General features: G+C 71.7%; 25 protein-coding genes. 12 read left to right on the forward strand and 13 right to left on the reverse strand.

Annotated features, from left to right (window positions below; genetic code table 11):
- Window positions 1–33 precede the first annotated feature (33 nt).
- Window positions 34–753, forward strand: coding sequence for a hypothetical protein (locus AB0B86_RS12505; RefSeq protein ID WP_357405759.1), 720 nt, complete (start codon window positions 34–36; stop codon window positions 751–753).
- A gap of 42 nt (window positions 754–795) precedes the next feature.
- On the forward strand, window positions 796–1,683 hold the full coding sequence (locus AB0B86_RS12510; RefSeq protein ID WP_357417808.1) for a hypothetical protein: 888 nt from the start codon (window positions 796–798) through the stop codon (window positions 1,681–1,683).
- Window positions 1,684–1,784: 101 nt separating this feature from the next.
- On the opposite strand, the gene AB0B86_RS12515 is transcribed toward AB0B86_RS12510, so the two are convergent.
- The 3 genes from AB0B86_RS12515 to AB0B86_RS12525 all read right to left on the reverse strand — a co-directional run bounded on the left by AB0B86_RS12515 (window position 1,785) and on the right by AB0B86_RS12525 (window position 4,343).
- A complete protein-coding gene (locus tag AB0B86_RS12515) occupies window positions 1,785–2,375 on the reverse strand; it encodes a DinB family protein (RefSeq protein WP_357405763.1) in 591 nt (196 codons plus the stop codon).
- 82 nt (window positions 2,376–2,457) lie between these two features.
- A complete protein-coding gene (locus AB0B86_RS12520; protein WP_357405765.1) occupies window positions 2,458–3,765 on the reverse strand; it encodes a vanadium-dependent haloperoxidase in 1,308 nt (435 codons plus the stop codon).
- Window positions 3,766–3,881: 116 nt separating this feature from the next.
- The gene (locus AB0B86_RS12525) at window positions 3,882–4,343 is read right to left on the reverse strand and encodes a GNAT family N-acetyltransferase (RefSeq protein WP_357405767.1); all 462 of its coding nucleotides are present in this window, start codon (window positions 4,341–4,343) and stop codon (window positions 3,882–3,884) included.
- A 33-nt stretch (window positions 4,344–4,376) separates the two neighbouring features.
- Between AB0B86_RS12525 and AB0B86_RS12530 the strand changes: the two genes are divergently transcribed.
- Both AB0B86_RS12530 and AB0B86_RS12535 read left to right on the forward strand, forming a co-directional pair.
- Window positions 4,377–4,868: a YcxB family protein gene (locus AB0B86_RS12530; RefSeq protein ID WP_357405769.1), complete on the forward strand. Its 492-nt coding sequence runs from the start codon at window positions 4,377–4,379 to the stop codon at window positions 4,866–4,868.
- 47 nt (window positions 4,869–4,915) lie between these two features.
- Entirely contained in the window at window positions 4,916–5,314 is a 399-nt protein-coding gene (locus tag AB0B86_RS12535; RefSeq protein ID WP_357417812.1) for a hypothetical protein, read from the forward strand.
- A gap of 21 nt (window positions 5,315–5,335) precedes the next feature.
- On the opposite strand, the gene AB0B86_RS12540 is transcribed toward AB0B86_RS12535, so the two are convergent.
- The 7 genes from AB0B86_RS12540 to AB0B86_RS12570 all read right to left on the reverse strand — a co-directional run bounded on the left by AB0B86_RS12540 (window position 5,336) and on the right by AB0B86_RS12570 (window position 10,597).
- Entirely contained in the window at window positions 5,336–5,470 is a 135-nt protein-coding gene (locus tag AB0B86_RS12540) for a hypothetical protein (protein WP_357417814.1), read from the reverse strand.
- Window positions 5,471–5,554: 84 nt separating this feature from the next.
- Entirely contained in the window at window positions 5,555–6,742 is a 1,188-nt protein-coding gene (locus AB0B86_RS12545) for an FAD-dependent oxidoreductase (protein WP_357417815.1), read from the reverse strand.
- 82 nt (window positions 6,743–6,824) lie between these two features.
- Window positions 6,825–7,766: an RNA polymerase sigma-70 factor gene (locus tag AB0B86_RS12550; RefSeq protein WP_357405777.1), complete on the reverse strand. Its 942-nt coding sequence runs from the start codon at window positions 7,764–7,766 to the stop codon at window positions 6,825–6,827.
- Between the two features lie 10 nt (window positions 7,767–7,776).
- Entirely contained in the window at window positions 7,777–8,952 is a 1,176-nt protein-coding gene (locus tag AB0B86_RS12555) for an MFS transporter (protein WP_357405779.1), read from the reverse strand.
- Window positions 8,953–9,027: 75 nt separating this feature from the next.
- The gene (locus AB0B86_RS12560; RefSeq protein ID WP_357417818.1) at window positions 9,028–9,507 is read right to left on the reverse strand and encodes a hypothetical protein; all 480 of its coding nucleotides are present in this window, start codon (window positions 9,505–9,507) and stop codon (window positions 9,028–9,030) included.
- Between the two features lie 9 nt (window positions 9,508–9,516).
- Window positions 9,517–9,984, reverse strand: coding sequence for a GNAT family N-acetyltransferase (locus AB0B86_RS12565; protein ID WP_357417820.1), 468 nt, complete (start codon window positions 9,982–9,984; stop codon window positions 9,517–9,519).
- A gap of 10 nt (window positions 9,985–9,994) precedes the next feature.
- Window positions 9,995–10,597 carry a TetR/AcrR family transcriptional regulator gene (locus AB0B86_RS12570; RefSeq protein WP_357406058.1) on the reverse strand — a complete coding sequence of 201 codons (603 nt, stop codon included), beginning with the start codon at window positions 10,595–10,597 and terminating at the stop codon, window positions 9,995–9,997.
- 131 nt (window positions 10,598–10,728) lie between these two features.
- Here AB0B86_RS12570 and AB0B86_RS12575 point away from each other — a divergent pair, with 131 nt between their 5' ends.
- The 5 genes from AB0B86_RS12575 to AB0B86_RS12595 all read left to right on the forward strand — a co-directional run bounded on the left by AB0B86_RS12575 (window position 10,729) and on the right by AB0B86_RS12595 (window position 15,332).
- On the forward strand, window positions 10,729–11,748 hold the full coding sequence (locus AB0B86_RS12575) for an aldo/keto reductase (protein ID WP_357405784.1): 1,020 nt from the start codon (window positions 10,729–10,731) through the stop codon (window positions 11,746–11,748).
- Window positions 11,749–11,784: 36 nt separating this feature from the next.
- Window positions 11,785–12,579 carry a class I SAM-dependent methyltransferase gene (locus AB0B86_RS12580; protein WP_357405786.1) on the forward strand — a complete coding sequence of 265 codons (795 nt, stop codon included), beginning with the start codon at window positions 11,785–11,787 and terminating at the stop codon, window positions 12,577–12,579.
- A gap of 455 nt (window positions 12,580–13,034) precedes the next feature.
- Window positions 13,035–13,304, forward strand: a complete 270-nt coding sequence (locus tag AB0B86_RS12585) for a hypothetical protein (protein WP_357405788.1) — start codon at window positions 13,035–13,037, stop codon at window positions 13,302–13,304.
- Window positions 13,304–14,341: a hypothetical protein gene (locus AB0B86_RS12590; RefSeq protein WP_357417823.1), complete on the forward strand. Its 1,038-nt coding sequence runs from the start codon at window positions 13,304–13,306 to the stop codon at window positions 14,339–14,341. Before AB0B86_RS12585 ends, AB0B86_RS12590 begins: the two co-directional genes overlap by 1 nt.
- Window positions 14,342–14,402: 61 nt before the next feature.
- Window positions 14,403–15,332, forward strand: a complete 930-nt coding sequence (locus AB0B86_RS12595) for an LLM class F420-dependent oxidoreductase (RefSeq protein ID WP_357405792.1) — start codon at window positions 14,403–14,405, stop codon at window positions 15,330–15,332.
- Window positions 15,333–15,363: 31 nt separating this feature from the next.
- On the opposite strand, the gene AB0B86_RS12600 is transcribed toward AB0B86_RS12595, so the two are convergent.
- On the reverse strand, window positions 15,364–15,798 hold the full coding sequence (locus AB0B86_RS12600; protein ID WP_357405794.1) for a hypothetical protein: 435 nt from the start codon (window positions 15,796–15,798) through the stop codon (window positions 15,364–15,366).
- Window positions 15,799–15,917: 119 nt separating this feature from the next.
- Here AB0B86_RS12600 and AB0B86_RS12605 point away from each other — a divergent pair, with 119 nt between their 5' ends.
- Both AB0B86_RS12605 and AB0B86_RS12610 read left to right on the forward strand, forming a co-directional pair.
- Window positions 15,918–16,670, forward strand: coding sequence for a hypothetical protein (locus AB0B86_RS12605; RefSeq protein ID WP_357405796.1), 753 nt, complete (start codon window positions 15,918–15,920; stop codon window positions 16,668–16,670).
- The gene (locus AB0B86_RS12610) at window positions 16,667–17,938 is read left to right on the forward strand and encodes an FAD-binding protein (protein WP_357405798.1); all 1,272 of its coding nucleotides are present in this window, start codon (window positions 16,667–16,669) and stop codon (window positions 17,936–17,938) included. Before AB0B86_RS12605 ends, AB0B86_RS12610 begins: the two co-directional genes overlap by 4 nt.
- Window positions 17,939–18,060: 122 nt before the next feature.
- On the opposite strand, the gene AB0B86_RS12615 is transcribed toward AB0B86_RS12610, so the two are convergent.
- Window positions 18,061–19,230, reverse strand: a complete 1,170-nt coding sequence (locus AB0B86_RS12615; protein ID WP_357405801.1) for a site-2 protease family protein — start codon at window positions 19,228–19,230, stop codon at window positions 18,061–18,063.
- An 84-nt stretch (window positions 19,231–19,314) separates the two neighbouring features.
- The gene (locus tag AB0B86_RS12620) at window positions 19,315–20,169 is read right to left on the reverse strand and encodes an alpha/beta fold hydrolase (RefSeq protein WP_357405803.1); all 855 of its coding nucleotides are present in this window, start codon (window positions 20,167–20,169) and stop codon (window positions 19,315–19,317) included.
- Between the two features lie 196 nt (window positions 20,170–20,365).
- On the opposite strand from AB0B86_RS12620, the gene AB0B86_RS12625 reads away from it, so the two are divergent.
- On the forward strand, window positions 20,366–21,265 hold the full coding sequence (locus tag AB0B86_RS12625) for an ABC transporter ATP-binding protein (RefSeq protein WP_357405805.1): 900 nt from the start codon (window positions 20,366–20,368) through the stop codon (window positions 21,263–21,265).
- Window position 21,266 lies beyond the last annotated feature (1 nt).

Raw genomic sequence — 21,266 nt, forward strand, 5'->3', positions numbered from 1 at the left:
CACCAGTTTCCGGAACGAGGAACGGAGTGTTCGATGACTCGCATGGCACGCCGCCTGGCGGTGATCGGGGTGGTCGGCGCGACGGTGCTGACCATGTCCACCGCGGCCGTGGCCCAGACCGACAAGCCACCGACGAAGCGCACCGACTGCGTGGTCGAGCATGTCGACGACCGCGGCGGACCCGTCCGCACCGAGACCGAGCCCGAGGGCCGGGAGTACGGCCAGTTCCGGTGCGTCGGCGGGCAGTGGACGTACGCCTGGGAGCCCTTCGGCGCGGACGACATGATCACGGCCGACGCGATCCAGATCAACCCGGCCGGTGCCGTCTCGGTGCGGCGGTTCACCGGTCCGGCGCTCGGCAACGACCTCACGGTGGGCGAGATCGCCGGCATCGCCCGCGCCGTCAGCGGCAACCGGGAGGTGTTCGTCGACCGCGCCATCGTGGCGGTCGACGACGGCAAGCAGCGGACCCCGGAGCAGATCGAGGCGCTGCTGGCCGGCAAGGACACCACCGGCGTACGGGTGCTGGACATCATCGAGAAGCCGGACGCCGCCAGGTCGACGAAGGACGTCATCGACGAGGCCGGCGGCACCCCCGAGACAACTGTCGTCTACTTCAGCCTGTGGGGCGCGATCAAGTCGGTGTTCGCCTGGATCGTGGACACGATCGGCGAGGTCGGCGAGTGGATCGACGACCACTGCGACTGGGGGTCCCCGAACGACGTGGGTGACATCGTCACCTGCCGCTGGTAATCCGCCCGACCCCAAGCACCGAGCATTCGAGACGAGGAAGAGATGACAGCTCTGCGGGACATCACCAGGCGCGTCACGATCATCACCACGGCCCTGATCGTCGGGCTGACAGCGTCGTACGCCCCGTCGCAGGCCGCCGATGACGAGGCCCGGACGACGATCACCGATCACCCCGGTGCACCGGGGACGATGCTCCAACGGTTCGAGAGCCTGACCGGGCGGCCCGTCGGCGACCTGGACACGGTGCTGGCCGTCGACGCCGGAGGCCGCAACCTCACCGGCGACCAGCTCGCGGCGCTCGTCGCCGGTGAGCGGGTGGACGGCGTCAAGGTCGTGGGCAGGATGCCGGGCAGCCGGGACCTGCTCGGCACGACAATGGCCGACCTCGCCGACGGCGCGTACGACGGCAGGGGTGACAGCGGGACGGCGACGTCACTGATCTTTGCCTCGTCGGTGCCCGGCGGCCGGAACTGGTGCCTGACCATGTGCGTGGCCAGCGGAAAGTCGGTCTGGGAGTGCCTGCTGTCGAGTCGGGGCGGCGACCAGATCTTCACAGTCGACCTGGCCGGGGACACCACTGTGGGTGGCGCGAAGGCGGCCTTCGAGAAGGCCAACGGTGTGGCCGTCAACGGGCCGTACAGCGTGGCCACGCTGATCGGCGATGGTGAGCCCACGGCGGACGAGGTCGAGATGCTCATCGACGGCAAGGACGTCGACTCGCTGCCCCGGGTGGCGACAGTTGACGCACCGGACCCCGGGTGGGCGTTGACCGACGTCGCCGAGAAGTCCGGCGTCCCGTACGCGAAGAAGACGACGATCCACATCTTCACCTTCGGACTTCCCCTCCTCGGGAAGATCCTCGTGGTCTGCGTCTCGCACGACGGCGGGAAGACCTGGAAGTGCGGCGCCCGCAAGTGGGGCGGGTTCTAGGCGAGTCCCCGCCAGGTCGACGTGCGGGTGAGCGGTTTACCGCAGAGGTATGAATACGACTCTGCGGTACACCGCTCACCAGCGGGCCCGGCTGCCCCCGGTTACGCGAAGCGGTCGGCGATCGTCGTCAGCCTGCTGACGTACGCCGGCCAGTCGTACTCCGCGGGGAGGCCGGCGGTCTCCCGCCGCAAACCGACCGCCTCGTCGTGCTGCTCGCGCATGATGTCGGCGTGACCGGCGTGGCGGGCGAGGTCGGCGATCACGTGGATGAGGATCTGCTGCAACGTCGCGTCCTGGTGGCCCGGCTGCCACCAGGGCACCCGCCCCGCCGCGTCGAGGGGAAGCTGGTCGATCGTCTCATCGGCGAAGACCCCCACCCGGCGGTACAGGTCGATCAGCCCGTCCTTCGTCTCATCCTCGGTGGCGTACCAGTCTGCCTGCGGGTCCTCGTCGAACGCCGACAGGGGGACCAGCTCCTGCGGTGTCGGGAACTCGCGCCCGAATGCGAGCCCGAAGTAGCCAGCCTCGACATTGAGGCAGTGCTTGACGACGCCCAGCAGGTTGTTGCCGGTAGCGGTGCGGGGCAACCTGGCCTCGCGCTCGCTGAGCCCGTCGAGCTTCCAGATCAGGTTGTCGCGGGTCAGCCGGAGATGGCGGTGCAGCGCGGTCTTCGCCTTGCCCAGATCAGCCATGCGGGCCAGTATTCCTCAGCCGGCCGACGGCCACGGGGTGCCGGCCGCGCGATCGGCGCGCTCGCGGACGGCGACCCCGGCCTCACCGCTGTTGTCGCAGCGGTCGGAAGTAGTGGCGGACCGCGTAGCGGGAGACCTCCGCACCGAGTTTCGCGCCCTCGACGTCGGCGGTACGGAAGTGGACGCCACCCCAGACCCGCGCGCCGATGAGCTCGTCGAGCGCCTGCGAGAAGCTGGTGAAGTGCCGGGTCGTGCCGGAGTCGACGCTGGATCCGCTGAACGCGACGTCGTCCCGGCCGAAGATGTAGCGGTACAGCGACATCCGCGCGCCGGTGCCGCAGGCGTGGCCGGAGGGGTACTCCGGGAAGGGGGGCGTGCCGAGCAACGGCTGCCAGCCCGGGTCGGCGGCCGTCCTCGGGTTGCCGTCCGTGTCGGCGAGCTGGATCGCGGTGACCGGACGCCAGTAGCTCCAGAAGTCCTTCTGGCTGAAGCACGCCACCCCGGAGTCGGCAACGATGAGGTCGGTCATCGCGAAGAAGCGCGCGGTGTGCAGGGCGTCCAACCGGCCGGTGGTGGCGAGTTGTCGCTTGATCTCCCAGGAGACGGATCGCCGGTCGTGCCACCAGATCGCGGCCTCGGTCTGGTCCTGGGTGCGGACCGTGCTCGTCGCACCGCCGACTGCCCGCACCTCGTTGAGGTCGCGGGCGTAGGCGCTGCTGGTCAGGCGGGGCGGCTCGGGGGCGCGGAACGTCGACGCGCGGGGGAGGAGGAACGGTCGCATCCGCCCGGTCCAGGCGCCCTGCGACAGGAACAGCGGCGGTGTGGGTCGCCACTGGCCGGGCACCGTGCCGGTGCGCCACTGCTGGTCCCCGAACGCGCCGTCGTCCTGCCGCGCCGCGACCATCGCGGCCGCCGTTCGCGCCCCGACCGCCACGCCTCTCTGCTTCGACAGCCCGTCGGGAATCGTGGCGATCGCCGCGTCGTACTGTGCCCGGAGCCGCTCCCGCTGGGCGGGGAAGAGAGCGGCCAGCACGTCGTGGGCGGCGGTGGCGACGGCGGCGTCCGCCGACTCCGTCCCGCTCGACGGCGGTGCGACGAGATACGGCTGGTACGGGGTCCCGGCGATCGCGTTGAGCGCGTCGTAGACGGCTCCGCTCACCATCGCGAAGCTGCGCACCTGCTCGTTGGGTTGCTGAGCCGCGACGTCCCAGATCGCCGTCTGGGCGTTGAGGTCCCAGGTGACCACCGGGTTGACCGGGCTGCGGTCGGTGACCGCGGCCGTGGCGCCCGATGCGGGCGCGGTGAACGTGGCGGCGACAAGCGCGCCGAGCGCGATGGCCGCGGGTATGGCGCGTGACCAGATCGTCAGACGGGTGGGGGCGCGGCTCATCATGATCTCCCCGTCGGTAGGTCGGCGAGGCGTGCCGTCGACAGCACGCGGCGCGCGATCGAGAATCGATGGCTGAGCGCCAATGGTATCGGCAGGCTCCGATATAAGCGACGAGATCAGCCGGTGGACTCGGCCAACCGGAGGTCGACGAACGGGATCGTGTCACCGTCGAGCAGGTACCTGTCGATCTCGACATAACCGTGCCGTTCGGCGAACCGCAGCCCGTCCTGGTTGGTGGCCAGGACAACGGTCTCGATGACCCGGGCGCCGACCTCGTAGGCCGCGGCGAGCGCCTCGTCGTACAGTCGCCCACCGAAACCCCGACGGCGATGTTCCGGCAGCACGCGGACGATCACCGTCGCCGTCGCCTGGTCGTCCATCGGCGGCCGAACCGTCGAGCAGCCCACGAGCGTGTCGCAGTGATAGGTGACGGTCAGGCGGTTGCGGTCGGCACGGGCGCGGATCTCGCCGACCGAGAGCGGGCTGGTCGGGATGATCAGGTTGTGGACGTACTGCCAGTCGGAACAGACGCCGTCGTCGCTGTCCGGCCGCACCGACTCGAAGCGAAGATCAGGCATCCGGACAGGTTAGCCGGGCACTATGGTTCTGGCGTGCACATCCGTTTCGACATTCCCGCCGACCCCGCCTACCCGGGCCGGGTGGCCGCCGCGCTCAGCCGGGTCCGCCTGCGCAGGTACGGCTACATCGGCGCGGTGCTGGCGGCGGTGGGGGTGGTCGGTCTCGTCCTCTCGCGCGGGTCCGACCGGGCCGACCAGCTCGCGCCGCTGTGGGTGGCAGTGGTGGTGGCCGGGCTGCTGTCGATGCTGTATTCGCCGTGGGTGCGGTGGCGGGCCCGACGTCGCTCCAGCGGCTACGCGGTCGAGGGCTCCTACGACATCACCGACGACAACATCATGATGAGCAGCGGCTCGCAGACCAGCGGCATCGCCTGGGACGGGGTCGCCCAGGTCAAGGAGACCCCCGAGTTCTGGATCGTGTACGTCGGGCGGATGCCGGCGACAGTCATCCCCCGCCACCTGATGTCCGCCGAGGACGCCGAGACGCTGCGTGCCCATCTGACCAGACGCGGCCTGCTCGGGTGACTGCCGTCGAGGTCGCGGGGACACCGCGCACTGCGTAGGTTGGTGCGGTGGAGGCCCGCTTCAAGCTCCGTAAGATAGTCGCCGGACTGGCGCACCTCGCCGAGGTCGCCGCGGTCGCCGAGCCTGCCGAGCAGGATCAGGTGGTCGTCTCTCCCGGTGCGTTCGACTGGTTGCGCGAGCGGTACGGACCGCATGCCGTGGTCGACAGGACGACCAACAGTGAGTTGATCGCGGAGGCGGTGGCCGGGGCGCGCTATGCGCTCGCACACGTACCGGGTCGCGACCGCGCCATGCGCGTGACACTGACGATGATCGGCGACTCCCCGGTCGACACCGGCGACGGCGACATCAAGTTGGCCGCCGCCGAGGCGGTGGCTGCCGCGCTGGGTGGCCGCATGGAACCGGCTCCGTACCTCGGCGCCAACGGCGCTGTCTTCCCGGACTAGCCACCCGATGGCCCGCGCGGGTCAGGGGGTGAAGGCGTGGTGGTAGGCGGTGGGCGTGGTGGCGAGCGCCGCGGCCACCGCCGACCGTGTCGCGGCCACCATCGAGTACGCGCGACCGGCTCCCACCCGGCCCACGCAGCGGAGGTAGGACCCCATGAGCGACCTCGCTGGAACCCGGTTGTGCGGGGTCGGGCCCGGCGGTGGGCCGCCCAGCACCGACGTCACCGGCCGTCCGGTGAGTCACGGCGTGGCCGCGAGGCTCTCCGCGCGGGTCGCGAGGATGCGGTGGCGGCGCACCGGGTACGGGATCGGGTGGGCGATGCTCCAGGCCGCGCCCGCGCAGACGACCTCCTTGTAGCGGGCCGCCAGAGCACCCTTGAGCAGGGCGCGCTTGGCCTGGTCGTCGGCGGTCACGTACTGGATGAGGCCGTCGCGGCGACCGAGGCTGATGCACTGGTTGTAGTAGCGCAGCGGGGCCTTCGGGATCTTCGTCCGACCGGTCAACCGGATGGCGATGGCGTCGGCGGCCTGCCAGGCCATCGGAATTCCCGAGGCGCAGGACATCCGCAGCGGTTTGCCGCCCGGCCCGTCGGCGAGCGCGGCGTCGCCGACCGCGTACACGTCGGGGTGGGAGACCGACCGCATCGTGGCGTCCACGACGATCTGCCCGGTGCCCGCGACCGTCAGGGTCGTGGCGGCGGCGATGGGGTGGACGGCGAAACCGGCCGTCCAGACGGTCACCTGGGCCGGGAGCACCCGGCCGTCGCCGGTGACCACGCCGGTGGCGTCGACCCGGGCGACGTCGGTGTGCTCGTGGACGGTGATGCCGAGCCGGGCGCAGACCCCACGCAGGTGCCGCTGCGCCTGTGCGGTGAGCCAGTCGCCGAGAGCACCCCGGGTGGCCAGCGCGACGTCGAGGTCCGGCCGGGCCTCCGCGATCTCGGTGACCGCTTCGAGGCCGGTGAGGCCGCCGCCGACGACGAGTACTGTCGCGCCGGCCGGGAGCTGGGCCAGCCGGTCGCGCAACCGCAACGCCGACGGTCGGCCGGAGATGTCGTACGCGTGCTCGGCGACACCGGGCACGCCGTGGTCGGCGGCGGCGCTGCCGAGGGCGTAGACGAGGGTGTCGTAGGCGATCTCGTCGGCGTCGCGCCCGTCGGTCAGCGCGACGGTCCTGCGGTCCACGTCGACGGCGGTGACCCGGGCCTGTCGCACCCGCACGCCGCTGCCCGCGTACACCTTGCTCAGCTCGTGGTGCTTGAGGTCCTGGCCGGTGGCGAGCTGGTGCATGCGGACCCGCTCGACGAAGTCGGTGTCGGCGTTGACGACGGTGATCTCGATGTCGTCGGGGTGCAGTCGCCGGGCGAGGCGCCCGGCGGCGACCGCCCCGGCGTATCCGGCTCCGAGGACGACGATGCGGTGCTTCATGGCGGCACTCCTGTCTCGGTGGTTGTCGCTTCCTGAACCGGACGGCGACGCGATTGCTGACAGGAGGCGGCTATGACCTGGGTCACCAGACGTGCAGGAGCGGTTCTCCGTGCTCGGCGGTGGACCACTGGCGCGTGGCGCGTTCGAGCTTGTCGGGGTTGACCTGGACGCGGATGGCCGCGACACCGTCGGGTGTCACCTCCAGGCACATGACGCCGACGACCCGGTCGCCGGTCACCACCACCACCGCCGGGCCGCCGTTGACGACCTCGGCGTAGAGGGCCGGGCTGCCGCTGACCAGGTTCCGCTTGACGTCGCTGGGCCGGAACAGGCCCCGCAGGAACTTCGCCACCGCCAGCGCGCCGACGATCGGCCTGGTCCGGGCCGGGATCTTGCCGCCGCCGTCGCCGACGCTTGTCGCGTCGTCGGTCAGCAACTCCACCAGTCGCTGGACCTGGCCGCTGTTGGCGGCCGTGAGGAACTCGGCGACGATCTTCCGCGCGGCGGCGCCGTCGACCTCCGCGCGAGCCCGTTCGCCGGTGACGTGCTGCCTGGCACGCCGGTAGATCTGCTGGCAGTTCGCCTCGCTGACGCCGAGGATCTCGGCGATCTCACCGTGCGGGTAGCCGAACGCCTCGCGCAGCACATACACCGCGCGCTCGTTGGGCGACAGCCGCTCCAGCAGGGTGAGCACCGCCATGGAGACCGATTCGCGCTGCTCGACGGTGTCGACCGGGCCGAGCATCCGGTCCCCGGCGAGGACCGGTTCGGGAAGCCACGTGCCCACATAGGTCTCCCGCCGGGCCCGCGCCGAGGTGAGCTGGTTGAGGCACAGGTTGGTGAGCACCCTCGTCAGCCACGCCTCGGGCGTCTCGACGTGCTCCCGGTCGGCGGCCTGCCAGCGCAGGAACGTGTCCTGGACGGCGTCCTCGGCGTCGCTGGCCGAGCCCAGCAGCCGATAGGCGATCGCCTCCAGACGGCCCCTGGAGCGCTCGAACACCTCGACCTCGTCCGGACTGAGCATGGCTCGATAGTTAACCACGCATGAGACCCCCCGCCAGCCGAATCGGACGGTAGAGCGCGGTGGCCGCGGCCGTCAGACAGATCACGACGGCGGCGAGGAGCGGCGGACGGGCACCGAGATGGACAGCCGCGGAGCCGAGGGGGATCGCCACGACGAGAGGCCCGAACATTGCGGTGTTGGCCGTCGCGCACACTCGGCCCAGCAGCGCCGACGGCGTGTGCGTCTGCACAGCGGTCACCGCCGCGACAAGGGTCCAGGGCAGGCCGACGCCGGCCACCACCGCCCCGAGGACAGTGGCCGGCCACCACGGCAGGCAACGGGCCAGGCAGCCGAGCGCGAACAGCGCCGTGCCGGCGACACCTACCGCGACGGCGCCCCGGGCCGCGATGAGCCGGCCGACGAGCAGGCCACCGAGGATGGAACCGGCGCCCTGCGCGCTGGCAAGCACACCCAGGAACGTCGTCGGCAGCCGCAGTTCGGTGACGACGACCGCGTAGATTCCCGCCGTCGTGAATCCGGACATGGCGATGGACACCGCGGCGAGCACGACCGGCAGGCGTGTCGCTCGCTGTCCGAACAGGACCACCAGTCCGGTACGCGGGCCGCCGCCGCGTTCGGTGGGTTGGTCGGCGGGCGTCCGGTTCAGGCGGAGCACCGCGTACAGGACGGCGACCACTACCGGCATGGCCGCGCTGAGCACGGCGACCGCGGAGCCGCCCCACCACGCGTAGAGGCCGGCTCCGGCGAGGGGAGCGACGAGTTTCATGCCCTCCTGGGCGCTGGAGCGCCACCCGTTGACGTGGCCGAGTTCGCTCGGCGCGAGTGCCGACGGCAGCAGCGCCGTCTCGCCGGCGTCGATGAGCACGTAGCTGACGCCGTAGGCGCAGGAGACGGCGAAGATGAGCCAGGTCTGCCCCGGCCCCCGCACCGTGAGGAGTGTCAGCAGTGCGGCGGCCAGCATGAGGTTGACGGCGATGACAAGCGGCCGCCGGGGTGCTCGGTCGAGCAGGCCGCCCAGCCACGGGCCGGCGAGCACCGGGGCGTACACGCAGAGGCCGGCGAGAGCGGCGAGACCTGTGGAGCCGGTGAGGTCCAGGATCCAGATGCCGGCGACCAGGGACATCGCGCTGCTGCCGAACCCGGACAGCAGGGAGATCGCCACGAACAGGCTTGCGTTGCGACGCATGAGCGCTCCGAGTTGAGTCGAGGTGACTCACATCCTCAGTCTTGAGTTGAACGCTGGCAATGCTGCCGGGCTCTGTCAACGCGCCGTTGACAGAGCGGCGTCGATCATGGTTGCGGCCGTTCGCGCGGGCGCGGGCAGGCGCTCGCCCGCTTCGGCGAGATCGGCGGCGAGGTGCACTGTCAACGCGTACAGCGAGCCCGGGGCGGCATCCAGCGCGGCGTCCACAGTGCTCCGCACGAGTGCCGCACGACGAAATCGCCCGTCCCACCGCCGATCGGCGTCGACCCACCGGCCAAGGTCGGCGACCGCCGACCGCAGCGCCGCGATCTGCGGGGGCAACCGGAGGTCGAGGTGCTGCCGTCGCGACCAGCGCGCCGCCGCCAGCCGCTGTCGACGCTGCTCGGCGGCCTGCCGGCTGCCCAGGCCGAGCGCCGTCGCGATCTGCGCCCACGTCGCGCCGTCGTGACGGGCCCGGTCGATGATCTCCAGCTCCTGCTCGTCCAGCCGGGCCCGGGTGGCGCGAACCTCAGCCAGCCGATCCAGCTCCGACGTCATCCGTCAACGTTACATTGACGTGCTCTCGTCGACTGCCGTCCTGGGCGTGCGGACCATGAACACATCCACCGGATCCTCGGTGTCGAGGGTGAAACCGTGCCGCTCGTACAGTCGCCGGGCCGGGCTGCCCCGCAACACGTTCAGCCGGACCAGTGTGCCGTCACTGTCGCAGCGGTCCAGCAGCTCGCGCAGCACGGCCGTGCCGATGCCGCTGCCCTGTAGCTGCGGGACCAGGTAGAAGTGCTCCAGCCAGTGGGCGTCCTCGTCCGGACGCAGCGCCACGCAGCCGGCGAACGCGCCGTCAACCTCGACCACCCAGGTGTACGCCGCCGCGAACCCGTCCCGCAGGCGCTGCCGCACCCGCTTGTCGTCGTACCGCCCCAGCCGCTCCAGGTCGGCCCGCAGCGCCACCGCCCGCAACTCGGCCACCGCCTCGACATCCGCTACCGAGGCCGGCCGCATCGTCCAGTCCGCCATGGTCCGCAAGCTATCGCGGCCCGGCGCTCTGGTCCCGGCGCAGCCCGTCGACGAGGAGTTCGACCATGCGACGTGCGTCGTAGCGGGGCTGACAGGCGCCGATGCAGAGATTGCCGACGCCGCGCAGCAACTCGAAGGCGGTCACGTCGGAGCGGATCTCGCCCGCCGCGGCAGCGGCGTCGAGCAGTTGCGCACAGACCGGCACGAGGCGGTCCAGGAAGTAGGCGTGCAGCGTCTCGAAGGTCGCGTTGTCGGACTGTAGCGCCTCGGCGAGGCCGTGCTTCGTGACCAGGAAGTCGACGAAGAGGTTGATCCACTCAGCGAGGGCGGCGTGCGGTGTGCTGCTGGCGGCCAGCAGGGTCGGCCCGGCCTCCGCGCACGCCTCGACCTGGTGCCGGTAGACGGCCACGATGAGGTCGGCGCGGGTCGGGAAGTGGCGGTAGAACGTGCCCACACCGACGCCGGCCCGGGCGGCGATGTCGCGTACGGGCGCGTCCACGCCCGAGGTGACGAAGGCCGCGGCGGCGGCGTCCAGCAGTGTCGCCTCGTTGCGTCGAGCGTCGGCCCGCTTGCGGGGGGCCGAGCGCCCCGATCCGCTGTCGATGTCGGCCACCGCGCTGTTACCCCCATCACTTGGCAAACGGAACAGTGTTCCGTATCGTTCGTGGCGGAACGTGGTTCCGCTTACTCAGGATGTCAGAGCGGGTGGGCCAGTGCCAATCACCCTTCCGTAGAGGAGCAGTCATGCAGTACCGCACCCTGGGGCGCACCGGCGTCCAGGTCAGCACCCTCGCGCTCGGCGCGATGAACTTCGGCAAGCTGGGGCACACCACCCAGGACGAGGCGACGGCGATCGTCGACGCCGCGCTGGACGCCGGAATCAACCTGATCGACACCGCCGACATGTACAGCCAGGGCGAATCGGAGGAAATGGTCGGCAAGGCCATCGCCGGACGCCGCGACGACATCGTGCTGGCCACGAAGGCCGGCATGCCGATGGGCGACGAGCGCAATCAGCGCGGCAGCTCGCGCCGCTGGCTCGTCACCGAACTGGACAACAGCCTGCGCCGTCTCGGCGTCGACCACGTCGACCTCTACCAGATCCACAGGTGGGACCCGACCACCAGCGACGAGGAGACCCTGTCGGCGCTTACCGACCTGCAACGGGCCGGAAAGATCCGCTACTTCGGCTCCTCGACCTTCCCCGCGTACCGGCTGGTGCAGGCAGAGTGGGCCGCGCGGGAACACCACCTGGGGCGTTACGTCACCGAGCAGCCCAGCTACTCGATCCTGCAACGAGGAATCGAGGCCCACGTCCTGCCCGTGACCGAGCAGTACGGGCTCGGCGTACTCGCGTGGAGCCCGCTCGCCTCCGGCTGGTTGTCCGGCGCGGTCCGGGCCGGCCGGGAGATCACCACCAGTCGCTCGGCGCTGCTACCGGCCCGCTTCGACCTCAGCGTTCCGGCCAACCAGGCCCGGCTCGACGCCGTCGAACAACTGGCCACCGTCGCCGACCAGGCGGGGCTCACCCTGATCCAGCTCGCGCTCGGGTTCGTCACCGCCCACCCGGCGGTGACCAGCGCGATCATCGGCCCCCGCACCATGGACCACCTGCACGCTCAGCTCGCCGCCGCGGACACCGTGCTCCCCGCCGAGGTCCTCGACGCGATCGACGCGATCGTCGCACCCGGGGTCGACCTCGCCGCCCACGAGAAGTTCGACACCCCGCCCGCGCTCCTCGACCCGGCGCGGCGTCGACGCTGACGGTGGTCGACGCCCGGCCTGTCGTATCGTGCCGGAATGGCACAGCCGGTGTGGGCGAACGGTGACGCGTACGAGGCGTACGTGGGTCGGTGGAGCCGCCTGGTCGCGGCGGACTTCCTGCGCGGGTTGGCAGTGCCGCCGGGGCGGAACTGGCTCGATGTGGGCAGCGGCACCGGCGCGCTGACCTCGGCGATCCTCACCCAGACGAATGCCGCCCGGGTGACCGGCGTCGACCCGTCGGAGGGGTTCGTCGCGGTCGCGCGGACCCGGGTCACCGACCCCCGGGCGGCCTTCCAGGTCGGTGACGCCCGGGCGCTACCGCTGCCCGATCGGGTCGCGGACGTGGTGGTCAGCGGACTGACGCTCAACTTCGTGCCGGAGCCCGCTCGGGCGGTGGCGGAGTTCGCCCGGGTGGTCCGGCCGGCCGGGGTGGTGGCCGCCTACGTCTGGGACTACGCCGAGGGGATGGCGATGATGCGGCACTTCTGGGCCGCCGCCGCACAGCTCGACCCGGCGTCGATCGAGCGGGACGAGGGCAGACGCACCACGGTGGGCCAGCCCGACACGCTGCACGCGCTCTGGGAGCAGGCGGGGTTGCGGGACGTGTCGGTCCGGCCGGTCGACGTGCCGACGACCTTCGTCGACTTCGCCGACTACTGGACACCGTTCCTCGGCGGTCAGGGGTCCGCGCCGGGGTACGTCGCGACGCTTGCCGAATCCGACCGGGCCGCGTTGCGGGAGTTGCTTGCCACCCGGCTACCGGTCGAGCCGGACGGGTCGATCCGGCTCACCGCGCGGGCCTGGGCGGTACGGGGCAGCGCGCCCGAGTAGCCGTCGCACCGGGCCCCGCCCAGCCCCGCCGCCGCACCTTGTCGCAAACCGGACAAGACGGTAAAGCCCCTGGTAGAGCACCCTTGGGGCAGGTGGAGGTAGACGGGTGGCGGGCCACATCCCGATCCTCCGGCCCGGCGGGGACAACATCGTCCGCACCGGTGCCGCCCTCACCCAGCCCGACCTCGAAACCGCGACGGTCACGGCACAGCTGCCGCTCCGATCGCGCGTACGACAGGCCGAGGCTGCCACCGACACCCCTGCGGGCGCCCGCAGCGGTGCCTTCGCCCACCGGGACAAGGACGTCAGCACCGTCGGCTGTCCGGCAACGCCGTCCGCCGGCCGTGTCCGCCGTCCCCGTGCCCCGCCGGCCTTTCGCACTGTGGACCCCGCCGGGGTCCGGCGTCGCTCGACCGCGCGCCGAGCCCTGGCGACCGAGCCAGAAAGGGCCCGACATGGCCGCTCCCACCGTGACCGCAGCCTTGAACGCATCCGTCTTCACGCCGGGTGAACAGATGCTGCTGACCGTGACCTACTCGGACGCCGACACCAAACCGCTGACCGTCACCATCGTGGTCACCGACGCGCAGGGCAACAGCAGCGCGCCGGTCAAGGTCACCGCGGTCATCGACCCGCTCGTCGTGACCGTCACCGACAACTCCGGACGTACCTGGACCCGGGTTTCCGACAACGGCTCCGTGGCCGTGTATCGGTCGGTGGCGTGATGCCCCGGGTCACCGTCCAGGTCCGCGACACCGCCGGCAACACCGCGACGGCCGCCGCCGACTACAGCCTGGGCCAACCCGTGCTCGGCGGCTACTACCTCTCCGGCGGCGCCGATCCGACAGCCGACATGGCCGGCGGCAACTTCCGGTCACTCACCCAGTACCGCAGCCTCGCCGACGGCTACATCTTCCCCGGCTACAACCGGCCCTGGCTTGTCAACCTGGGCAAGGCCGGGGTGCAGATGAACATGGTGCTGGAGTTGAAGCACTACGGCGCTTCGAGCCAGGGCGCGCAGAGCTTCGCCGTGGACGGCACCAACTACACAGTGCCGGAACCGACGATGACCATCCAGCAGCGACCCGGCACGACCTGGCCGAAGGCGTACGGGTACGGCCAGGTGATCAAGGGGCACTGCGACGGGTTGCTGGCCCGCGCGCTGTCGCAGTACCGCGCGCTCGGCTTCGGGGTGAACATCCAACTCGCTTCGGAACTGGACACCGATCACGAGTTCGGCACCACCGAGGACGGCAAGGCGTACAGCTGGGCCGAGTCGGACGCGCGGGCGGTGCAGGCGATGAACTACATCCTGACGTGGTTCACGGCGCGGACGCTGCCGGCCGGCACGACCTTCTCGGTGGGGCTGGGCGGCTTCGACAGGGCCTGCTTCCAGCGCACCCACCCGGAGTCGCTGATGTCCCGCCTCGACTATCTCCAGTGGAACGCGTACGCCACAAACGCCAGCCACACCGCGCTGGCCCGGTTTCGTCGCACCAAGGACTGGGCGGTGGCGGATCTTGGCCCGGTGGCGCTGTCCCGGCCGGTGATCATCGCTGAGTGGGGGGTGCGGGTGGCCGAAATCCCGAACCAGGCCGCCTGGATCGCCACAGTGCCGGCGGCGATCGCCCAGCTCAACGCCGAGCGTGGGCCACGGATCGTGCGCACCAACTACTTCAACTCCGGCTGGGGCACCCTCACGCCGAAGGCGACCGGGTTGACAGCGCTCCGCGAGGCGTACGCCAAACGGCCGTACGTCTGACGCTGGCGGCCCGGTCGGCATACCGCCGACCGGGCCGACCGGGGAACCCTATGCTCGGATCATGGAACTGCGGATCTTCACCGAACCCCAGCAGGGCGCCAGCTACGACCAGTTGCTCGCCGTCGCCCGCTGTGCCGAGGACGCCGGCTACGGCGCGTTCTTCCGGTCCGACCACTACCTGATGATGGGTGACGTGAGCGGCGAGCCCGGCCCCACCGACGCGTGGACCACGCTCGCCGGCCTGGCCCGGGACACCAGCCGCATCCGGCTCGGCACGTTGATGACCGCTGCCACCTTCCGGCTGCCCGGCCCGCTGGCGATCACCGTGGCGCAGGTCGACCAGATGAGCGGGGGCCGGGTGGAGTTGGGCATCGGCACCGGCTGGTACGCCGAGGAGCACTCCGCGTACGGCATTCCGTTCCCGTCACTCGCCGAGCGGTTCGACCGGCTTGAGGAGCAGCTCGCGGTGATCACCGGGCTCTGGTCCACACCGCTGGGGGAGCGGTACGACCACGCCGGCCGGTACTACCCGGTACGCGACTCACCCGCTCTGCCGAAGCCCGTGCAGCAGCCGCGCCCACCGATCCTGCTCGGCGGCATGGGCCCGAAGCGCACCCCCGCGCTGGCCGCCCGCTACGCCGACGAGTTCAACCTGCCGTTCGCCTCGGTGCCGGACACGGCGGCGCAGTTCGACCGGGTCCGGGCGGCGTGCGCGCAGATCGGTAGGGATCCGGCGGAGCTGGTCTGGTCCAACGCCCTGGTGCTCTGCTGTGGGCGCGACGACGCCGAGGTGGCGCGTCGGGCCGCCGCGATCGGCCGCGACCCGGACGAGCTGCGGGCCAACGGCCTGGCCGGGACGCCCGCCGAGGTCCTGGACACCATCGGCCGGTACGCGGAGATCGGCAGCGAGCGGCTCTACCTTCAGGTGCTGGACCTCGGCGACCTGGCGCACCTCGAACTGGTCGCCGACGAGGTGATGGCGAAGCTCTGAGGCGACGCCCGTCGCCCGGTGCGGCCAGCGGTCAGCCGCGGCGATGGGCGCCCACGCCCGGCCCGGACGCGCGCGGGTCCCTGAGCACGGTGTCCAGCCGTCCGTCGCGGTCACTGTCCACGTAGGTGATGTCGGGAATCCCGTCGCCGTCGACGTCGATCTGGACGACGTCGGCGACCCCGTCGCCGTCCAGGTCGGTGACCACCTGCACCGAACCGTCCAGGTGCCGCGTCACTATCGACTGTGGCCCGGCGGCGGGCGCGCGTGGCGCCGGGCCGGGCGTCGGCACCGGCGTCGGGGCCGGCGCGGGCGCCGGGGTGGGCCGGGGACCGGGCGTGGGCGCCGGATGGCTGGTCAACCCGTCGAACGATGCGCCCGCCTGCTCGACGCCGCTGCCGGTCGGGTCCAGTTCCTCCTCGGAGGGGTACACGTCGCCCCGAGGGGCTGGATCACGGTAGCTGCTCATGGGCGTAGGGTTCCCCGGCGATGACGAGAACAACCGTGCCCGATCGACCGGTGTCCCCGGTGGGCGGTTTGGCGGAAAATGCTGGGGCCGACGCCACGGTCATGAACGGGGGTCCGCGCGTGGAACTGCGCCGGAATCGGGGGGCCCGTGCGCTCGCTCTGGTGTGCGTACTCGGCGGGGTGCTGCTGCTCGTCTATCCCAGCGACGGCGCCCTGCTCCGGACGATCATCGCGGGGGGCGCTGTGGCGCTCGGCGTCGCGGCACTGGTCAGTGCGCTGCGACCGTTCCGGTTCGGGATCGGCGCCGAGGGGCTCACCATCCGACGGCCCGGCCTGCGTCGGGACATCCGGTGGGCCGAGGTCGACGCGTTGGTCCTCGACGAGCCGCCCCGCCGCGACGGCTACCGGAGACCGCCGCGACTGCTGCTGGTGCCCGGGCCGGGGGTGCCGCTGGAGCCGGTGACCGCCCGCCACCCACTCGACGGCCGCCCCGCCATCGAGTTGCTCGTCCTCGACCAGGTCCGTGAGCAGCCCGATCAGGTGTCCGCCGCGCTCACCCGGTACGCCGGTGACCGTTTCGTCGACCTGCTGGCGTTGCGCCGCGCCGCCTTCGCCGACCCGGACCTGCCGGTGGGCCTGCGGGGCTACCAGATGGACCGGGTCGACAGGTTGATCCGACGCGGCCAGGACGCCCTGCTGTCCGGGGACGCGCCGACCCGGCAGTCGGCCCGGGGTGAGATCGAACGCACGCACGCGGCAGGTCTGCCGATCGCCCAGCGTGGTTACCACACGGTTCAGACGGATACGGTTCTGGACGCCCTCGTCGCCGCGTTGGCCGACCACGAGACCACCGATCGGGAGACCGCCACATGACCGCGCAGGGACCGCAGGCCGGGTCGACCACCGACGTTCCGCGCCGCAACTGGGCTGGCAACGTGCGGTACGCCGCGAAGGCGTTCCACCGGCCCACGTCGGTCGACGAACTGCGCCGGCTGGTCGCCGACAGCACCCGGATCCGGGCGGTGGGCAGCGGGCACTCCTTCAACCGCCTCGGCGACACCGACGGTGACCTGGTCACCCTCGCCGGGCTGCCCCCGGTGGTCGAGGTGGACCACGAGCGCAGGCAGGTCACAGTGAGCGGGGCGATGCGCTACGGCGACCTCGCCCGACATCTGCACACCCAGGGGTACGCGCTCGCCAACCTCGCCTCGCTGCCACACATCTCGGTGGCCGGCGCGGTGGCCACCGCCACCCACGGCTCCGGCCAGACCCACGGCAACCTGGCCAGCGCTGTCGCCGGCCTGGAGTTGGTCACCGCCACCGGTGACCTGCTGCGGGTCGACCGCGACACCGACAGGTTCGCCGGCATGGTGGTCGGTCTCGGCGCGCTCGGCCTGGTCACCCGGGTCACCCTCGACGTGGTGCCGGCCTTCGAGCTGCGCCAGTACGTGCACCTCGACCTCGACCGGGAGGCGTTGGACGAGGCGCTCGGCTCGGCGTACAGCGTGAGTGTCTTCACCGACTGGCGTGAGCCCCGGCTGCGTGAGGTCTGGCGCAAGCAGTTGGCCGACCAGTCGCCGCCGCCTGCCGACTGGCTCGGCACCACCGCCGCCGACAGCCCCCGGCACCCGGTGCTCGGCATGCCACCGGAGAACTGCACCCCGCAGCTCGGCGAGCCGGGTCCGTGGCACGAGCGGCTGCCGCACTTCAAGCTCGGCTTCACCCCGAGTAGCGGCGACGAGTTGCAGTCCGAGTACCACATCGCGCGGACGTCGGCGGCCGACGCGCTCGCCGCGCTGGACGACGTGGCGCACCTGATCGCACCGGTGCTGCTGGTGTGCGAGTTGCGGACCGTGGCGGCCGACGAACTGTGGCTCAGCCCGAACCACCAGCGGGACAGCTTCGTCGTGCACTTCACCTGGATCGACGACACCGCGGCCGTGCTGCCCGTGGTGGAGGCCGTGGAGGAGTGCCTGGCACCCTTCGCGCCCCGCCCGCACTGGGGCAAGGTCTTCGTCACCGACCCGGCAACGCTCGCCGCCCGCTACCCCCGCCACGCCGACTTCGCCGCCCTCCTGACCGACCTGGACCCCCCCGGCAAGTTCCGCACCAACCTCCTCAACCGCTACTTCCCCCGCTAACCCCCACCCCACCCCCACCCCACCCCCACCCCCCGGCTCCCTTCTGCGTTGATCATGAAGTTATTGCCACGACACGCCGCACCGGGTGGCAATAACTTCATGATCAACGGGGCGGGGTGGGCTCAACGGGGCGGGGTGGGGGTTTGGGTTTGGGTTTGGGTTTGGGTTTGGGTTTGGAGGGTGGCGCTCTGGACCGCTCGGCTGATGTCGGTGGGGGAGATGATGCCGGTCAGGTGGCCGGTTTCGCTGACCACCAGGGCTCGGCCGTCGGCGCACTCCGTGAGTCGGGGGAGCAGGTCGTTGAGCTGTTCGCCGGGCTGGGCCAGGACCAGTTCGTCGGCTCGGCAGGCCACCTCGGCCAGCGTGGTCGAGGCCCGCCGCTCGGGCGGTACGCCCCGCACCCGGTCGACGGTGACCAGGCCGATCGGCCGGCCGTCCTCGGTCAGCGGGAGCGCCGAATGCCGGTACGCGAACAGGTAGTTGTCGACGAAGTCCGCGACGGTCATCTCCGCCGAGGCGGTCTGCGGCTGCGGCGTCATGACGTCACCCACCCGGATCCCGCGCAGGGCGCTGCCGGTGCGGGCCTGCCGCTCCTCCATCCCGGCCGCACCGATCAGGAACCAGCCGATCAGGGCCAGCCAGAGCCCACCGAACCCGACCCCGGACAGGAACTGCCACAGCCCCAGGCCGATCAGCAGGACGCCGAGCACCCAGCCGGCCCGCGCGGCGACCACCGACGCCCGGGTCCGGTCACCGGTGGCCTTCCAGACCGCGGCGCGCAGCAACCGACCACCGTCCAGGGGTGCGGCCGGCAACACGTTGAAGATGGCAAGCAGCACGTTGATGCCGGCCAGCCAGGCCACCGCCCCGAACAGCAACCCGCCCTGCCCGGCAAGCGCCAGCAGCGCCGCGATGGCCCCGAAGAACGCCCCGAGCAGCAGGCTGACCAGCGGGCCGACGCCGGCGATCCGCAGCTCCGCGCCGGGGTCGCGCGGCTCGCCCCGCAGCTCGGCCACGCCACCGAACAGCCACAGCGTGATGCCGTCGACCGTCAGCCCGTTGCGCTTGGCCACCACCGCGTGCGACACCTCGTGGGCGAGCAGGCCCACGAAGAAGACCACCGCCGCGGCCAGCCCGGCGAGGGTGTACGCCACGGACGAGCGGTCGGGGTACGAGCGGGGGAACTGGTTGGCGGCCAACCCCCACGCGATCAACGCGAAGATGACCAGAACGCTCCAGTTGACACCGACCGGCACTCCCGCGATCCGACCAAGTCGGAAACTGGCCCTCATCCCGCCGGGATACCCCGCCAGGCCGGCGGCATGCCGAAGAATCAGGCGCACCGCGTGATCGCCCGGCGCGCTGCCCCTCGACGGTCAGCGGCGGGGGGCCTCGCTGGCGATCGTCGCCTCCCGGGGCAGGGCGGCGGCGCGCAGTGCCCAGTCCAGCGCGTAGTCGGCGATCTGCTCCCAGCCGTCCTGCCCGACGGTGAAGTGTGATCGGCCGGGGAACTCCTCGTACGCGGTGAGCGCCCGGGACTTCTGGTAGAGCCCCGCGTTGGTCCGGACGACCGACGCCGGCACCACGTGGTCCGCACCGCCGGCCATCAGCAGTAGTGGCGCCCGGTCGATGCGTCCGGTGTCGACCCGGGCCGGAGAGCGCGGGTCCACGTTGGCGAAGGCACCCTCGAAGAACACCCGGCCGGCCCCGGGGACGGCATAGCGCTGCCAGGCCCGGTCGGAGTCCGCGCGGCTCATCGTGTTGCCGAAGGTGTAGGCGAAGTCGTCAGGGGTGAACGGGACGGCCTTGCCGCGGTTGGCGGGGCTGCGCAGGATCGGGAAGCCGGAGCGCAGCTGACTCAGCGGCACCTTGAGCACCCCCTTGATCGCCGCGGGGTGCACCCCCACCACCGCCGCACCGAGACCCCGATCGGCGAGGACCTGGGCGAACAGGCCGCCGAACGAGTGCCCCATGATGATCGGGGGTCGGGGCAACGCCCGGATGATCTTGTCGTAGTGCGCGACGATCGTGGCGATGCTCTGCTCGGCGATCGGGCCGGGGTCGTCGCGCAACTGCTCCACGGACCGGTCCATCCCGGGCCAGGCGGGGGCGATGACGTGCATGCCGCGCGCGGTGTACCGCTGCGCCCACCCCTCCCAGCTGCGCGGGGTCATCCAGAGTCCGTGGATCAGCACGACCGTGTCGACCCGACCCTGCGGCGTGGCACCCATCGCGTCCTCCCAGTGTCGCGGCGTCCGGCCCGGCGGTTACCCGCTGCCGCGCCTGGAATGCCTGCACCGCCGGGTTCCCTCAGGCTGCGTGGCGCCGCGCCCAGGACCGCCCCGGAACGGCCCCTGACAAATGTCACGGTCCGAACGTGACGACCGCTCCGGGCATCGAGGTCCGCGCCGCCGGAGCATGATTGACATGACCAGTACGCATCCGGCCGTCGAGTTGAACGGCCTCACCAAGACCTTCGGCGCGGTCACCGCTGTCGACGGGCTGAGCCTGCGGGTGCAGCCCGGCGAGGTGGTGGCGTTCCTCGGCCCCAACGGGGCGGGTAAGACCACCACCATCGACATGCTGCTCGGTCTGGCCCGCCCGGATGCGGGCACCGTCCGCATCCTCGGCGGCACCCCGGACGACGCGGTGGCCCGGGGCCGGGTCGCCGCCGTGTTGCAGACCGGCGGGCTGCTCAAGGACCTCACCGTCGGTGAGACGGTCGAGCTGAGCGCGCACTTCTACCGGCACACCCGCCCGACGGGCGAGGTGCTCGAGCGGGCCGGCATCGCCGACATCGCCGGTCGGGTCGTCGGGCGCTGCTCCGGCGGCCAGCAGCAACGGCTGCGCTTCGCGCTGGCGCTGCTGCCCGACCCGGATCTGATGGTGCTCGACGAGCCGACCACCGGCATGGACGTCGAGGGTCGGCGGGACTTCTGGCAGGCCCTCCGCCGCGACGCGCGGGCCGGCCGGACCGTCATCTTCGCCACCCACTACCTGGACGAGGCCGACGCGTACGCCGACCGGATCGTGCTGGTCCGACAGGGGCGCATCGTGGCCGACGGCACCACCGCGGAGATCAAGAACCTGGCCGCCGGCCGTACGGTCCGGGCCACCCTGCCCGGCGCCGACCAGGCCGCGCTGGCCGCGCTGCCCGGCGTTGACGCCGTCGAGGTACGCGGCGACAGCGTGCTGGTGCGCACCAGCGACTCGGACGCGATCGCCCGGCACCTGCTCACCCGGACCGACGCCCGGGACGTGGAGATCACCTCCCGCAACCTCGAGGACGCCTTCCTCGCCCTGACCACCGCGCACCCCGGAGCCTGAG

Origin of the sequence: Micromonospora sp. NPDC049047, assembly GCF_040649135.1 — a bacterium.
Lineage (GTDB): Bacteria > Actinomycetota > Actinomycetes > Mycobacteriales > Micromonosporaceae > Micromonospora.